The sequence below is a fragment of the Nocardia sp. GP40 genome (assembly GCF_050434125.1).
GTDB classification, from domain to species: Bacteria; Actinomycetota; Actinomycetes; order Mycobacteriales; family Mycobacteriaceae; genus Nocardia; species Nocardia albiluteola.
This window is the reverse complement of sequence record NZ_JBNPVW010000006.1, coordinates 468224-482951: the sequence shown is the minus strand read 5'-3', so window position 1 is coordinate 482951 and position 14728 is coordinate 468224. Positions and strand designations below refer to the sequence as shown.

At 65.4% G+C, this 14728-nt stretch carries 14 protein-coding genes and 3 pseudogenes; 5 read left to right on the top strand and 12 right to left on the bottom strand.

The window, feature by feature from the left end; all coding sequences use genetic code 11:
- Positions 1-344: 344 nt before the first annotated feature.
- Positions 345-1007 (bottom strand): hypothetical protein, encoded by a 663-nt coding sequence (locus ABH933_RS21345; protein WP_429425709.1) that lies wholly within the window; start codon positions 1005-1007, stop codon positions 345-347.
- 229 nt (positions 1008-1236) lie between these two features.
- Between ABH933_RS21345 and ABH933_RS21340 the strand changes: the two are divergent.
- Positions 1237-1446: pseudogene (locus ABH933_RS21340) on the top strand (cupin domain-containing protein); the annotation flags it as partial.
- A 153-nt stretch (positions 1447-1599) separates the two neighbouring features.
- On the opposite strand, the pseudogene ABH933_RS21335 reads toward ABH933_RS21340, so the two are convergent.
- The 5 genes and pseudogenes from ABH933_RS21335 to ABH933_RS21315 all read right to left on the bottom strand — a co-directional run.
- Positions 1600-2145 (bottom strand): annotated as a pseudogene (locus tag ABH933_RS21335) (MBL fold metallo-hydrolase); the annotation flags it as partial.
- Positions 2142-2972 carry an NAD(P)H-binding protein gene (locus tag ABH933_RS21330; protein ID WP_429425711.1) on the bottom strand — a complete coding sequence of 277 codons (831 nt, stop codon included), beginning with the start codon at positions 2970-2972 and terminating at the stop codon, positions 2142-2144. The gene ABH933_RS21330 and the pseudogene ABH933_RS21335, both read right to left, overlap by 4 nt.
- Before the next feature lie 134 nt (positions 2973-3106).
- Positions 3107-4024, bottom strand: a complete 918-nt coding sequence (locus tag ABH933_RS21325) for a LysR family transcriptional regulator (RefSeq protein WP_429425713.1) — start codon at positions 4022-4024, stop codon at positions 3107-3109.
- A gap of 54 nt (positions 4025-4078) precedes the next feature.
- Positions 4079-4489, bottom strand: coding sequence for a hypothetical protein (locus ABH933_RS21320; protein WP_429425715.1), 411 nt, complete (start codon positions 4487-4489; stop codon positions 4079-4081).
- A 52-nt stretch (positions 4490-4541) separates the two neighbouring features.
- Entirely contained in the window at positions 4542-5423 is an 882-nt protein-coding gene (locus ABH933_RS21315) for an NmrA/HSCARG family protein (RefSeq protein WP_429425717.1), read from the bottom strand.
- A gap of 102 nt (positions 5424-5525) precedes the next feature.
- Here ABH933_RS21315 and ABH933_RS21310 point away from each other — a divergent pair, with 102 nt between their 5' ends.
- Positions 5526-6014 (top strand): MarR family winged helix-turn-helix transcriptional regulator, encoded by a 489-nt coding sequence (locus tag ABH933_RS21310; protein ID WP_429425719.1) that lies wholly within the window; start codon positions 5526-5528, stop codon positions 6012-6014.
- Positions 6015-6531: 517 nt separating this feature from the next.
- Here the strand turns inward: ABH933_RS21310 and ABH933_RS21305 are convergent.
- Positions 6532-6711 (bottom strand): annotated as a pseudogene (locus tag ABH933_RS21305) (DUF255 domain-containing protein); the annotation flags it as partial.
- Between the two features lie 97 nt (positions 6712-6808).
- A complete protein-coding gene (locus tag ABH933_RS21300) occupies positions 6809-7300 on the bottom strand; it encodes an LLM class flavin-dependent oxidoreductase (RefSeq protein WP_429455070.1) in 492 nt (163 codons plus the stop codon).
- A gap of 45 nt (positions 7301-7345) precedes the next feature.
- Between ABH933_RS21300 and ABH933_RS21295 the strand changes: the two genes are divergently transcribed.
- Complete coding sequence (locus ABH933_RS21295; protein WP_429425725.1) at positions 7346-8677, top strand: hypothetical protein; 1332 nt, start codon at positions 7346-7348, stop codon at positions 8675-8677.
- A gap of 460 nt (positions 8678-9137) precedes the next feature.
- On the opposite strand, the gene ABH933_RS21290 is transcribed toward ABH933_RS21295, so the two are convergent.
- Complete coding sequence (locus ABH933_RS21290; RefSeq protein ID WP_429425727.1) at positions 9138-10061, bottom strand: NmrA family NAD(P)-binding protein; 924 nt, start codon at positions 10059-10061, stop codon at positions 9138-9140.
- A 102-nt stretch (positions 10062-10163) separates the two neighbouring features.
- Between ABH933_RS21290 and ABH933_RS21285 the strand changes: the two genes are divergently transcribed.
- Entirely contained in the window at positions 10164-10730 is a 567-nt protein-coding gene (locus tag ABH933_RS21285) for a TetR/AcrR family transcriptional regulator (RefSeq protein ID WP_429425729.1), read from the top strand.
- Between the two features lie 385 nt (positions 10731-11115).
- Here ABH933_RS21285 and ABH933_RS21280 read toward each other — a convergent pair whose 3' ends face one another.
- From ABH933_RS21280 to ABH933_RS21270, 3 genes are all read right to left on the bottom strand, one after another.
- Positions 11116-11466, bottom strand: coding sequence for an HPF/RaiA family ribosome-associated protein (locus ABH933_RS21280; RefSeq protein WP_429425731.1), 351 nt, complete (start codon positions 11464-11466; stop codon positions 11116-11118).
- A 184-nt stretch (positions 11467-11650) separates the two neighbouring features.
- A complete protein-coding gene (locus tag ABH933_RS21275) occupies positions 11651-12130 on the bottom strand; it encodes a hypothetical protein (RefSeq protein WP_429425733.1) in 480 nt (159 codons plus the stop codon).
- 252 nt (positions 12131-12382) lie between these two features.
- Entirely contained in the window at positions 12383-13000 is a 618-nt protein-coding gene (locus tag ABH933_RS21270) for a transposase (protein ID WP_429425735.1), read from the bottom strand.
- Between the two features lie 495 nt (positions 13001-13495).
- Between ABH933_RS21270 and ABH933_RS21265 the strand changes: the two genes are divergently transcribed.
- On the top strand, positions 13496-14638 hold the full coding sequence (locus tag ABH933_RS21265; protein ID WP_429425737.1) for an acyl-CoA dehydrogenase family protein: 1143 nt from the start codon (positions 13496-13498) through the stop codon (positions 14636-14638).
- Positions 14639-14728: the final 90 nt, after the last annotated feature.

Here is a 14728-nt window from a genome sequence, read left to right as displayed (position 1 = left end):
GGGGAACCGAGTCGCAGGAAGTCGCGACAACTCGAAGGCCGCCGCCGTCGTGAAGACCCTGAATCCGTTTTGAGAATTCGCAGTGACCACGTCCGACCGCGGGGATCGCTCACATCGAGACTCTGAAAGCTCGATCGAGGTCCCGATAGACGGCGGGCCGGGAGACGTTGAACAGTTCAGCCAGCTCGACGATTGTGTGTGTGCCGTCTGCCGCAGTTCGACCAGGTGGGCTTGCCGGCGGGCGGACAGTTTGGGCTGTTTGCCCCGCAGTTTACCCTTGGATTTGGCAATGGCCATACCTTCGGGTGGCCCGAACCGTTCGACCACTACGGCGCGCATTCGCGTCATCTGGATATCCCATTTCGCATCACAACCGGCTCGCGATCGGGGCCTCGCAACCTGTCTGTGGCCCGATAGCGGCGGTCCTGATACCGGTAGAAGACGGCCATGAGCGCTGTGGACAGCACCACCGCGACGGGAACAGCCACTGCGAGATCAACACCGAACAGTCTCACCAGCAGCAAGACAATTCCGGCTCCCGCCACCACGCTGTTGATCGAAGCGATCGTGCTGGCGGTGGTGAACAGACCGACCAACGGGCTTCCCGTCACCGCCAATGACGCCGAGGCTTGCCCGGTTTCGTCCTCCGCATCGCCCCAGGACCGGAAGAACTGGGCCGCCTCCGGTGAAAGGGTTCGGTAGCGAGCCCTGATCCGAGCTATGCTCGCCAAATAGGTGACGTTCTGAATTCCGGTGTCGACCAGCCGAACGACGGTGAGCACGCCCAGCAGAAGGAGCACCGGAATCACGGCAGCCGCAAACGCGGGAAAGATGTCGGGTGACTGGGCAGCAAAACCCATGGCCACCAGCGAACTCGACAGCGACGATAGATACAGTGTGGCGCGCCCCAAAGCCTCGCTGACGGTTGTGCTGGCGGCGGATTGCAGCACGAAGTGCTCGGTTACCGAGGCGTTCATCAACGCAGGCGCGATCGGCTCATCCACCATGGCCCACCACCACATCGTCGGGCACGACTCCGCGGGAAAGACCCCCGTCGGGAGCCGGCGTCGCTCGACCTCTCCGCATGCACTGAGCTGTGGTGATCGTGCCCATCGACCTCGTACCTTCCGTCTTCTAGTGGAACGCGAGCAACGTTAGGTTCGCCGGGACCGCGATTGAATGGCTGATACGCTCGCATTTCTGTCCCAACGTCTTCGAGATGCGGTGCGGTAGCGAGTGGATGTATTCAGTGACGCCCTCACTGCGCTGCGAACCGGTACACCGGTGTTCGCCCGCACCGACGCCCGCGCGCCGTGGAGCATGCGATTCCCTGCTGTCTCCGGCGCCAGCTTCCATGTGGTCCTGCACGGCAGCTGCTTGCTCGTCCCGCCCGAAGGCGGCGCCTCGGTCCGGCTCGATACCGGCGACACCGTGTTCCTGCGACAGGGCAGCGGACATACGCTGTGCAGCGACCAGGGCCTGGCGCCGGACGTGTTCACCCAGGATCGGGTCGACCACAGCTCCTACATCCGTCAGTTGCTGATCGACGGCAAGACGGTAGACCGCCGAGTGGCCGTCGAAGCGCAAGTGAGTCCCCGGGTCGTAGTAGGTGGTGGCGGTCTCGGTCTCGCCGGGTCCGAACTCTGCGGTCTGCAGTTGGAGGCCACCTGCTTCGATCGCCGCGCCGGGTGCGAACGTGTGGTCCGGGTAGGTGATTTCGGGCGCGTAGTCGGAGTTGGGCAGTGCGCGCGTGATGTCGTAGAAGTGCAGCGGATCGGTGCGCATCGCCACATCCACAGGTTGGGAAGCGTAGACGGGAACGTTCGGCGCTGCCTGATGGAACACACCGACGCCACCGACATGGTCCGGGTGTGCATGGGTGATCAGGACCGCGGCGATAGGGGAACCGGTTGATTCGGCAGCGGCCAGTGCCGCGCGAGCGTCGGTCAGTGACCGCTGGGTATCGACGATGACCAGCCCTTGTGGCGCCCGCAACCAGTAGGTGCTGACCGACCCCGGGTTGGCCGAGGCGAATCGGCCGACCTCCGATCCGGGATCGCCGACCCGCGTGGACGGCAGGTCCGCGGTCGAGCAGCCCGCGGCGACGATCAGTACGAACAACAGTGGTGCTGCCAGCCGTTTCATCTGAACGCGCTCGCGTGATGTAGGGCCCATTCCTCGAAGGTGTGTGGCCGCCGCCCGGTGAGATCCCGGACAGCGGGAAGAACTGCGGAGTCATCGAATTCGCCATCGACGAAGAATCGGAAGAAGGCGTCGACGTACCGAGCCGGGGTGGTGCGACTCATTTCGGCTCGCGCCTCGTCGTCGGGCTGCGCTTCGAAACGCAGTGGCCTGCCGAGGGTTTCGGCCAGGATCGCGAGACGATCCTCCGGGAGCAAGGCTGTCGGTCCGCTGAGTGCGTAGCTGTGTCCGTAGTGTTCGGCGGCGATGAGCACCGTCGCGGCGACAGCGGCGATATCGCGCGGGTCGATGGCGGCGATCGGCACCTCGGCGAACGGTGCGCGCACCACGTCACCCTCGCGGAGCTGTTGCGTCCACTCGAATGTGTTGGACATGAACCCGCTGGGCCGCAAGAACGTCCAGTCGATACCGGATTCGCGGACGGCGGTTTCCCCGGTCAGATGCATCCCGACGACAGCGTTATCCGGCCGGCCACCCACCACCGATCGCGACGACAACAGCACGACATGTTCGACCCCCGCCGCTCGCGCCCGCGCGAGCACTGCCGGCATATCAGCGAATCCACCGAGCAGAAACAGACCGGTGACGCCGGTAAACGCATCGGACAGGCTGTCCGGACGATTCAGGTCGCCTTCGACGATTTGTACCCCTGGTGGCACGGCCGCGCCACCAGGCTCGCGCACCAATGCTCGTACCGGTCTCTTCGCGGCGGCCAATTGCTCGACCAATGCGCCGCCGACATTTCCGGAGGCACCTGTTACCAGGATCATTTCTGCGTCCTTTCGAGGCCAGGGCTCGACAGAGTCCTGGTAGCGGCTGAGGTCTCGTTGATCATCGAGGGCCGGCGCCGATACCGGAAACAAGTCGTCGCCGCGGCGAGACAAGCACCGCTTGTATTGCGGGGTCAGGTGCAGTCCGGCTTCTCGACCCAGCCGGTGATGGTTCGGACGACGCAGGTCAGTTGCGCGATCAGTTGTGTCGGTGCGCTCGGTACCCAGACAACGGCCAGATAGGTGGGTTCGGCGTCGACGACTGGAATCCAGCGAATGCCTGGCACCGATGCCCATACGGCGACGGCCTCGGGCGCCAGCCAGACTCCACGACCACGAGCAACCGTCAGCAGTGCGTCGGAGATTTCGGTCGAGACCGGCCCCCGAATCGCGTTGCGCCCGCCCGGGCGTGGTTCGGCCAGCCAGTGGCGCACCGCCGCCTCCGACAGCAGGACATTCGGCATCACCACGGGGTCGTCGGCGAGGTCGACGAGAGTCACGGATTCACGGTCGGCGAGCCGATGTCCTTCGGCCACCGCGACCAGGCGCGAATCACGACGCACACGGGCATGATTCAGCCTGTCATCGCCCACCGGCATCCACATGAACGCGGCGTCGGCCTGCCCGGACACCAGCAGCTGCAGCTCTGCGGGCTGCGTGTGAACTGTCAAGAGCTCGACCTCGATGTCGGTAATCGATTTTTCCATCGCATCGGCAACAGTTCCGGCGAACCCCATGGTCGAGTAAGGGCAGCACGCCACGCGCAAGCGACCCTCCTGCCGCCGGGCGACCGCCTGAACGCGCACAGCGAGCGCAGCGAAGTCCGTCAGCAGTTCCGCACCGCCCCGGGCGAGCTCTTCGCCTGCCGGAGTGAGGATTACGCCGGTGCTGGTCCGGACCAGCAGGGTGACGCCCAGTGTGCGTTCCAAATGCTGAATATGCAGCGACACTGCTTGCTGAGTCAGATGCAGACGCGCCGCCGCTCGGGTGATGTTCTCCTGGCCGGCCACAGCTACGAACGAGCGAATGTGTTGGGTGTCCAGATAGGTCATAGCAAACTCCGGAAGGGCAGCACCCGGCAAACTACTCGATGCCATGCCCCAGTGTCAGACTGTGGCGGTTTCGACGTTGAGCGTCATACGTTCGAGGACGGAAACCGCTGTGCGATATTCGTCGCTGGTGATGCCGTTCATGGACTGGGCGCGGAAGGCCGCGACGCGGTCGCTGACGTCTGCGAGGCGTCGGTGCCCGTGGTCGGTGAGTGCGATGCGACCGGATTCGGGGCGGGTGGTCCAGTGATCGGTGAGGGTCGCGGCGATAGCGGTGTCGAGTGTGGCGGGATCGGCGTTGGCAGCCAGGACGGTGTGGATATCGACATCGGTGGCGTCGGCGGTGTCGGCGACGACATTGAGGACCTGCCAGGCGATTCGGGTGAGCCCGAACTCGATGAGCATGGTGTTCATGTGGACGGTGAAGGCGTGGTCGGCGCGGTTGAGCCAGTAGCCGATGGGTTTCAATGGAACTCCTCGGTGCGGGTGCGAGTCGATGCGTGAGTGGAAGCGCAGGGGGTCAGTGGCCGGCCGGTGCGGCGGCCAGGAGGGTCGACCAGTCCTGGCGCGTGGCCCAGTCGGCGAAACCGTGCCACACGAGGTCGGGGTAGTCGCGGCGCAGGCCGGTGACGTCGACGTCTAGGCCCACGGTGGTGAAGTACTCGAACATCGCGGCCAGGTCTTCGGAGCGGCTGCGGACGTATTCGAGCGGAACCTGCTGGTGCGCAATGGGAGTGGCGAGGGCGTCGGCAAGCGCAGCGGCGATCTGCGCAGGAGTGAGCTCGTCGGCGGCGATGTCGATGCGACGGCCGAGGAAATCACCGCGGCGGTCGAGGACGAGGGCGGCGAAAGCGCCGATGTCGTCGGCGCTGATGAGAGTAAGGGGCTGGTCGGAGGGCATGGGCCAGGCGAAGGTGCCCGTGCGAAGGCCGTCGAGGGTCCAGCCGGTGGCGTAGTTGTCCATGAACGCGGCGGGGCCGATGATCGTCGAGGGCACACCGGACTCGAGTAGGTACTGCTCGATGGCGAACTTGCTCTCGTAGTGCGGGACCCCGGTATCGCGGTCGGCGTGCGCGGCGGAGGTGAAGACGATATGGCCGAGGCCGGCAGCACCCGCGGCGTCGATGAGGGTCTGGCCATGGCGGGTTTCGACGGTGGTGTCGGTGTCGAACGGGGTGGTGACCGCGAACAGCGAGTCGGCGCCGGCCAGTGCGGCATCGAGGGATTCGCGATCGTCGAAGTCGGCGTGGCGAATCTGGGCGCCGAGGTCGCGCAGGGCGCCGGCGGCGGGGGAGTCCGGGAAGCGGGTGAGGGCGCGGACCTGATGGCCCTTGGCGAGCAGAGCGCGGGCGGTGGCGCCGCCCTGAGCGCCGGTGGCGCCGGTGACCGCGATGGTGAGCACGAAATCCTCCTAGTAGTATCTACTGCGTGACGCATTAACTGCGCCACGCAAGAATCTATCGGAGATCGCTGCGCCGCGCAGCTAATTGGGAGTGTGATCTGGATGACATCCGAGCGCCGGCGCGCGCTGTACGAAGAGCTGTCGAACGAATCGCGCCGCTACATGGCGGCATACACACTGTTCAACCAAGCCGTCGCCGACCGGCTCGGCCTGCACCCCACGGATCTGCAAGGCCTGAGCCTGCTGACCGCTGAGCCCGAACCGCTGACGGTGAAACAGATCGCCGACATGACCGGGTTGACCACCGGCTCGGCCACTCGCCTGGTCGACCGGCTCGAGCACGGCGGGTATGTCTCCCGCGTGCCTGACACGCACGACCGCCGTCGGGTACTGGTTACGCCGATTCCCGAGCATGTCGCTCGCGTCACCGCGGTCTGGGACGACCTCGGCGAAGGCTGGCGAGCCATGCTCGGCGAGCACACCGACGCCGAGCTCGAAGTGATCATCCGCTACCTGCAAAATGCCCAGCAGCTCAGCCAGATCCAGATAGAACACCTGCGAACCAGTAACAAGCCCAGCACCTTGAACTGAACCGGCCCCGAATTCACCGCCTCACCGACGATGACGACACGTTCGGTCGGCTCCGGCGATCAGCCACGCGCACGCTCGCACATCGGCAAGTCAGTGCGTTCGCCGACCGGTCCCGTCGGAGCTGCACCCGTTCAGAACGGGTGCCATTCAAAGTCGCGGGGGTTGCCGGGCGCGCGGCCGTACCTACGCGCGGTGCCGCCCGCGCAAACGGTGCAGATCTCGGACCGGCGCATGCTGGAATACGCGGTCATCCGCGACGAGCCTGGTGGGCTGGACACACGGTGGCGGTGCACAGCAGCGGAACCAAAGCCATCCGCACCCGATAGTTGGAGAACTCACACTCGCCCACGAAACCTTGACGCCGGTCTCGGCTCCCGACATCCGTATCGTCACCTACCTCGCCGATCCCGGCGCCCTCAGCCTGCTCCGCAGCTGGACCGCGACTGCAGCAGAACGACAGATTCCCCACACGACACGCGATCTACCTGCATAAAAGCGATAAGTAACCTTGAACCGTCACATGGCATCGGTGGCAACTGCCGTACCCAATGGACAGCAGAATCGGCACATCCCGCGCCGCCGCCTCCGCCGAGGCATCGGCGTCCCACTCTCGCCGATCCACCGAGTCGGCGGCGAGCTGACGCGGGTAAGGCGATGTCGCACCGACCGATCGGTTCAGGTTTCCAGCCTCCAACATCTGGCCAGGACCCGGAGAGGCCCGCGCACAACCATGCCGGGCCGGATAACACAGGACCACACGAACACGACATGCGTCCCACTTGCCCCAGTACCGACTACGGCGCGAGCGCTCCGATCGTCTCCTCGAGTACCGCCAGATGTTGATCCACCGACGATGACCCCAGCCCCAATGCGTCGATATCGAAGTGGGTCGCACCCAAAGCGCGCCAATCGTTGACGTATTCGATTCGTGCGTCCGGGGGCGTGGTGGCGAGGGTGAGTCGTGGTTGCAGCCCGATGTCACCGGGATCCCGGCCGGCATCGAGCGCGTAGGCGCGCATTCGCTCGACCATCGCCTCGGCCGTGGAGTCCGGAGCGATGTGCGGCAGCCAACCATCCCCTATTCGGCCGATTCGGCGCAGGGTCGCCTCCACGTGCCCACCGAACCAGACCGGAATCCCGCCGCGGGCCGGCCGCGGTTCGATCCCCGCGTCGACCAAACCTCGCGCGGCCAGGCGATCGCGGTATTCCGGCGTTCGAGGCTTCGGCGGTGACGGCAGTCGACGAATAGGGGAATCGTTATGTCTGTTGAAGGATCTGACCCACACTCCGGCGAGCACCACATGGGACCGGGGGCTGCCAGCATCGAGGAGTTGACCGACTCGACTACCGCACCGGAGCAGGCGCAGCCGCGGTACACCGTCAGTGCAGCCGAAGCGCGTCAGATGGCGGCGGCGCAGTTGGAGGAGGCGCGGCGGCTGGAGGACGAGCAGATCGCGGAGCTGCCCGCAGACAGCCAGCAGGCGATCCAGGAGATCCAAGACGAGTTGGCTGCCCGTGGGGCTGAGGTTCATGCCGTGACGAAGTGGTGGGGGTTCGAGATCCACCTCAACGCCGAGGCCGCCCAGATCGCCGCCCAGATCACCGAACAGGTCGGCAAGATCCTGTCCAATATCCCGAAGCTGAAGCCGTTCTCGCCGTTGATCAAGGCGTTCTGCAAGCTGAAAGCCGCCTGGATCAAGGCGGTGGGCAAAGACTATGGCTGCAAGCTGGTGTCGCCGTGGATCGCGCCGGGCATGCTCATCCCCATCGCGCTGGCGCCCAAGGACGACACCAGCTTGTGGTGGACGGTGTTCACCGACGGCAACAAGTGGAACGAAGACCAGAAGTTCACCGACCACTACTCCAAATCCAACCCCGCCCTGGCGGTCTACAAGGGGAGGCTGTACTGCGCGCACCGCGGCAACACCAACGACGCCTCGCTGTGGTGGACGATGTATGAAACCACCCAAGCCGACGCGGCCGAACCCAAGAGCGGGTGGACACCGGACACCAAATTCCCCGCGCACTACTCTTCCGCGGGGCCCGCGCTGGCCACCTTCGGTGACTACCTGTACTGCGTGCATCGCGGCAACGGCAGCGACACCGAACTGTGGTGGTCCCGCTTCAACGGCACCAGCTGGAGCACCGACACCCGAATGTCTGGGCGGACCAGCGACGGTCCCGCTCTGGCGGTGTTCAACAACAAGCTGTGGTGTGTCTATAAGGGCTACAACAACAACCGGTTGTACTCGAGAACCTTCGACGGCACCAGATGGAGCGGCGAATCGGAGATGGCTCCCCAAACCGACTCCAACCCCGCTCTGGCCGTCTACAAGAACCACCTGTACGTGGTGTTCAAGGGCAAGGGCACCACGATGCTGTGGTTCACCCGCAACAACGGCAACGGGTGGGAATCCGACCGGGCGCTGGGCGCGCACGCCAGCCAGGAAGGACCGGGACTGGCGGTGTTCGGCGACCACCTCTACTGCGTGCACCGCGGCGGGTCCACCGCACGCCTGTGGTGGACCCGCTACAACGGCAGTAGCTGGAGCGCCGACACCCAATTCCCCGGCCACTACAGCGAACAAGGCCCCGCTCTCGTCACCTTCCGCGACCCCAACGGCACCGAAGACCAACTGCTGTGCGTACACCGCGGCTCATAGAAACACCGCACAATCCCCACTGAACAGGTAGCTCCCGGCCACGCACCCACTGCCACGCCGGGCACAAACCCTGAACCACCAAAAGATGGGCCCCGCCGCAAGCGGGGCCCATCACCGCATCCACAGCACCGATAGATAGACGAGCCCGGTCTGTCACGCAGCCCCCGGAGAAGTGCCCAACAATGGATCGGTTCTTGAACACCCCCCCAGGCGGCCGGAATCGCCCGACCAGGCCCGCCAGAGCGCTGCGACGGGCATCCCGCCCAACCAACGTCCGCAAATGCCGCATACCGGGCGTTGGTCGGCCGTCCAATCTGGCTGGCTGGCAGCACTTCTCAACGTGCGCACATCAGCGTGAGACGTCTGCATCCCACCTATCCATGCTGACTTCAGTCAGAACGAGTGAGAGATCATGCCGCCTATCGCGCGTTCGGCGGACGAGACCGGCAGTGGCGACCGTTCAGGCATCGGGCCGCATGTGCTGCTGTGCCCATTCTTCGAAGCTGGTGAGTGGGATGTCGAGGTCCCGGGCGTACTGCGGGCGGCCCGGCTGGCCGGCCACGTTGAGCCACTCGTGCGAGGCGCCCATCGCCGGCATTCCGGCGGCGATGGCCTGTTCCTCGGTCATGTCCGGGGCGGACAGCTGCGTGTCCAGAGCGTGAGAGAGGACCTCGGCGATCTCTGTCATCGACAGGTAGTCGCTCGCCAGTTCCAGCTCGACCCCGTCGAAGCGCTGCGGCGCGGCGATGGCTGCGGCGGCGGCGCGGCCGATGTCGTCCACTGCGACCAGGGGTAGCCGGGTCTCGGGGCGCAGCAGAGTGACTAGGCCGCCCTCGATGCCGCGTGGGAACAGGTAGGCCATGGACGGGAGGAAGTTCTCCATGAAAAAGACCGGCTTGAGCAGCGTCCAGTGCGGGAAGCCTGCCGTGCGAAGTTGTTCCTGGATCGCGCTTTTCGCGCCGAGGACGGGTTCCATTCCAGCCCAGCGGCCTTCGGCCCAGCCGGGAGTTTCGGTGTGCTGGCCGGCGCCGGAGACTGAGGTGTGCACGAACTGCGGAACTCCGGCGGCCAACGCGGCCTCGATGAGGTTGACGCCCTGGGCCACCTCCCCGTCGAAGTCGACGCTGTCCGCGGTCATGCTGGGCATCTGTACGGAGAACACTGCGCGGGCACCGGTGGCGGCCCGGATCACCGAGTCTCGGTCGTGTAGATCGCCGGTGACCAGTTCGGCGCCGAGCGCTTCGACGGCTTTTGCCCGGTCGGTGGCAGGGTCGCGCACCAGGGCGCGGACTCGAACGCCTGCCGCGAGCAGGGCGCGGGCGGTGGCGCCGCCCTGTCGCCCGGTGGCGCCGGTGACCAGGACGGGTGCGAAATCTGTGGACATGGTGTTCCTCGAATGTTCATCCGTTAAACGGCGGGGCCCGCCATTTATTCTCCGGTAGAATATGGCGGACCCCGCCGTTTTGGCAAGACTGGAGGTGACGCCATGCCCGAACAGCAGCGCGCGGACGCTCGCCGCAACTACGCACGAGTCCTCGCCGTGGCCGAGGAGCAGATCGCCGCCCACGGTGCCAGTGCCTCCTTGGAACAGATCGCCCGTATCGCGGGGGTCGGCTCGGCGACCGTGCGCCGGCACTTTCCCACCCGCCAGGCATTGCTGGAAGCGGTCTCCCGCAAACAGATCGAGGCCCTGTGCGCCCGAGCCCACGACCTGACCGGCACCGGTGACAGCCGCGGCGCGCTGCTGGAATGGCTGACCGAGGTGGTGAACTACTGCGTCCGCGCCCGGGGCCTGGCAGTCGCGCTGGCTCATGACACTGCCGGATCCGACCCGATACGCGACAACGCCTGCTCGGCGGCGCTGGAAGAGGCCGGAAAACCTTTGCTGCGCCGCGCAATTCAGGACGGCGCGGTGACGAAGGGTGTCACCGTCGCCGACCTGATCGCGCTGATCGTCGGCATCGCCCTGGCCACCGAACACCACCCCGACCCCGCCGCCCAGGCGGAGCGGCTGTTCGGACTGACCGTGGCTGGACTGAACCCGCAGAGCTGAACCAGGCGCACGACCGGCAAAGCCCGGTCCGAACCCACCGCGGACCAGCTGATGATCATCCGAGAAAGCGCTACTTTGCGACTGGGACAGCCTCGGGATCCCCAGCCGACAATGACGTCGAATTTCACCGATACGGGACGCCCGAACCGGGGCCCAACTGACGTCAGAATTCGCCGATAAGCGCTGTCAGATTTCACCCTTACGGCCAGAGGTCAGAAGCTGCCGCAGGCATCTCACCCGAACCGATGTCCGGTAATGCCGCTGATCGCGCGGCAGGCTGGGGCGAAAACGATCTTGGTCTCAACAGGTCAGCGCATCACTACTGATGAGAGGATGCGTGATCGTGGAGGCACGGAGCAACCCGGTGCTGGCCTGCCGATCTGACTCAGTTGGTGTGCGGGTGCCTGATGGAGTCGCCGCCCTTTGTCTCGTGCAGGCGGTCGAACCGGCTGGCGAGCAGATGTGCCATGCTCTCGGCCGCACCTCGGCAGGCGTCGTCGATGGTTGTAGCGTTGTGGGTCACCGCGACCGGAGGCTGACCGGACGGACGGACCTCCAGCACGCATCGCTTGTCATCCGGTCCGCCTTTGCCTGCGTTCTGGTCACTGAGGTGTGCTTCGATGCTGGTGATCTTGTCGCTGAAGTGCTCGAGCATCGAAGCGATCTCTTCCTCTATGTGCAGGATCAGCTTTTCGCCGCCATCGATATTGCTGTCGGTGTTGATCTGAATCTGCATGTGCGTATCCATTCCGGTAGGGGCAACTGTTACTCGGACGGAGGCGGATGTGTTGGTCGTCGACTCCACTCACCGTACGCGGTGGAGCAGCGCCAGTCCTGAACCTGTCCAGCAGGGCGGTGTTGCCTGCCGTCCAGTGCCGTGTGCTGATCATGCGTGATGTCCAAGTGAGCGCTCATGCCGCTTACCGCTCGGTCAAGTGGCGCCTGCGATCCATGATCGAATAAATGTTCGAGCAAGATTGCGAAAGTAGAGTGCCCTCATGGCTCGTGTAGGTGATGACCTGAAGGTGCTGCTGGCCGAAGCGGTGCGCAACGCGACACACAGCCACAGCCGGCCATACGGGCGGGCATTGCTGATCGAAGAGATCCTTGGTGAGGTGCTCCACCGCCGCGATGATCTCCGCGCGGACTGCCGCCTCGGCGAACGGCTCGCCGAGCCAATGGAACTTCTCCACGACACGTTCGCACGACATCGGCTGCGTCGGTGATCCCTCGAAGTCCGATTGTTCGCGGTGGAACTCCCGGCCGTCGTGGAGAAAGACATGCACGCGCGCCGAGGTCCGTTCCGGGTAAGCCGCAGTCAGGTCGGGGGCGGCTGTGACGTCCACCCGCGCCAGCTGATGTTCCCCTGGTTTCGTGGAGTCGGGAAACTTCTGGGTCACACCCCGAGCCCGGCCGATGCGGTGAGCAAGCCCGCCGCGCCGATCGGAATCGCGGGCCGATGGGTCCTTAGCGGGACACCCGCTGGTCTCAGGAAAACTCCGAGTCACACCTACGGTTCCGCGTTAGTGCGGTGAGCGGGCTCCATCTTGACTGGAAAATTCTGAGCCCAGCGGCCAAGCGCCGTGCTGTCGACATGCTCGGGCAGGTGATGGGTGCGTCGGAACGGTTCGCGTGCAAGACCTCCGATGACTTTAAAAGTCAAGCGGCAGTTTCCTCGGGCGGTGCTGCGGTTGGGTGACCGAAGGCTTTGATGGGATCGAATGGCTCGCGAGATTGGAGGCAGTGGTGGAGCTGTCCGAGCATCTTGCTGAACAGGTGCCGCAGTGCCGCCGCGTGCCGGTCTCCGTGTGCTCGACGGCGTTGGTAGTGCTCGCGGGCGGGGCCGTATCGACCGGCGGCGGTGAATGCCCAGACCCAGCCGGCGGCGGCCGGGCGGTCGTTCTTGACTCGGCGGTGGGTGATGGAGATCGTCTTGCCGGATGCGCGGTTACCGGTGCGGATCCGGCATAGGCCTTCAGCGCGCGGTCGGTGGCGAATTTGGTTCTGTCATCGCCGATCTCGGCCGGCACCCGAGCGCCGGTGAGGTCGGCCAGGCCGGGAAAGCTGGTGATGATGGCGTGGTCGAGGTGTTTGCGGAATTCCTCGGCCGCAGCCTGTTCGAGGTCGGCAGCACCGGCGCAGGCGGTGTCGAGAGCGACGAGCAGTGCCATGGCCTGCCGGCCCAAGGCCTTCTCGACCAGCTCGGGTTGGCGCAATTGCGGGAGTCGCAAACCCTCGAGGATCTCGGTCAGCGAGCTGATCGCGCGCACCAACGGGCTGTGACCACCCAAGAGCCGGACATCTTGGACGGTTCAGCAGGAATTATCCCCGCGCGACGGTGATGCGCTCGACCTGTAGGACGTAGACCAGTCCGCGTGCGGTGAGTCCCAGCCGGAACTCGGTCGCGTTGCCGTAACCGGACCGATCACTGGGCGTGTCGGCAGGCCCCACCCGTCGGCGGACCCATTGGTAGACCCGCTGGTGGGTGGGGCGATCATCTGATCGAGCATGTCCAGGGCCAGTCGCCGCCTCTCCCGGTGCTGCACGTCATCCGGGATCCCGGCGCGCGCTTACCTGCTCGGCCGTCTCCGCGTCGTCGATCTTGTTGTCATCGGGCCTGCTCGTGGATCCCGATGTCGGCGAACGCGGTCAGTCCGCCGGCGAATATCTCATGAAATGAATTTAGTTCAGCTCAGGCCTTCTCGTCGAGACGCGTTCTCGCTACCCTCAAACTATTGAACCGAACTCAACTCAATCGGAGGATCATGTCCGTACCATTGGCCGCCACGGGCGAAATCCGCTGGCCACGTTCCGAACCGGCTGGGTTCATACCCGGTCCGGAGCAGTCCGCCCTGCGTGAATCTCTGCGGGCGCTGCTGGGTAAACACGGCGACATCACCCAGGTTCGCGAAGCCTCTTCCACGGAACGCGGGTTTTCGGCATCGCTGTGGCGGGCCCTCGTCGATGACATGTCGGTTACCACACTCGCCGTATCCGAGGATCGGGGCGGGCTGGGATACGGCGTGGCCGAACTGGCGACGATTCTCGAGGAGTGCGGGCGCGCACTGGTTTGCGAGCCGGTCTACAGCTCCGCTGTGCTGGGCGTGCAGGCTCTGCTGCTGGCCCGCCCCGGCGACGACGACCTCCTGGCGGGCGTACTGGCTGGGAACCTGCTGTCCACCCTCAGCGCTCTCGATGCCACGACGGACGATCTGCGTGCGGCCCGGACATCAGCCGTATGGGTCGTCGATGGCACCGCCACTCACCTCACCTGCGGCGGAACCGCCGACGTGATCGTCGCATCCGCGGACTGCCCGGACGGACGCCGCCTGTTCGCCCTGCGTCTGGGCGAGGACTGCATACGAACCGAGCGAACGGTCCTGGATCCCACCCGCCGACAGGCGGACGTGACGGTGCGCGGCTGTCCGGCCGTCGCCCTCACCGAACCGGAGGAGACCGCCGCCGCGGCCACACGCTTGCGCGATCTCGCCACCCTCGCCCTCGCCAGCGAGAACACCGGCATCATCGACATGCTGCTGGAGATGACTGTGGCCTATACGTCGACGCGCCGCCAGTTCGACCGGGCGATCGGTTCCTTCCAGGCCGTCAAGCATCGACTTGCCGATCTACTGGTCCTGCTCGAGCGTGCGCGATCGGCTTCCCGGTATGCGGCCGCGGCTTTCGCCGAGGACCCGGATGCGGCGAGGCTGGCGGTTGCGGTGGCCGGTGCGGTGTGTACCGACGCGGCCGTCCAGGCCGCGGCCGAGGCTGTCCAGTTGCACGGCGGGATCGGTTTCACCTGGGAGCACCCTGCTCACTCCTATTTTCGTCGCGTCATGGGAAACCAAGCGGCACAGGGCGGTTCCCGTGCCCACCGGAGCGCGATAGCCGCCCTCGTCGGACTGTGAGCGGTGGGGCCGCCACATCGGATTGTGGTCGACGGCGCGTATTGACGCCGACGATCCAAGGCGGTAAAACTGAAGTGAATCCAGTTCAGG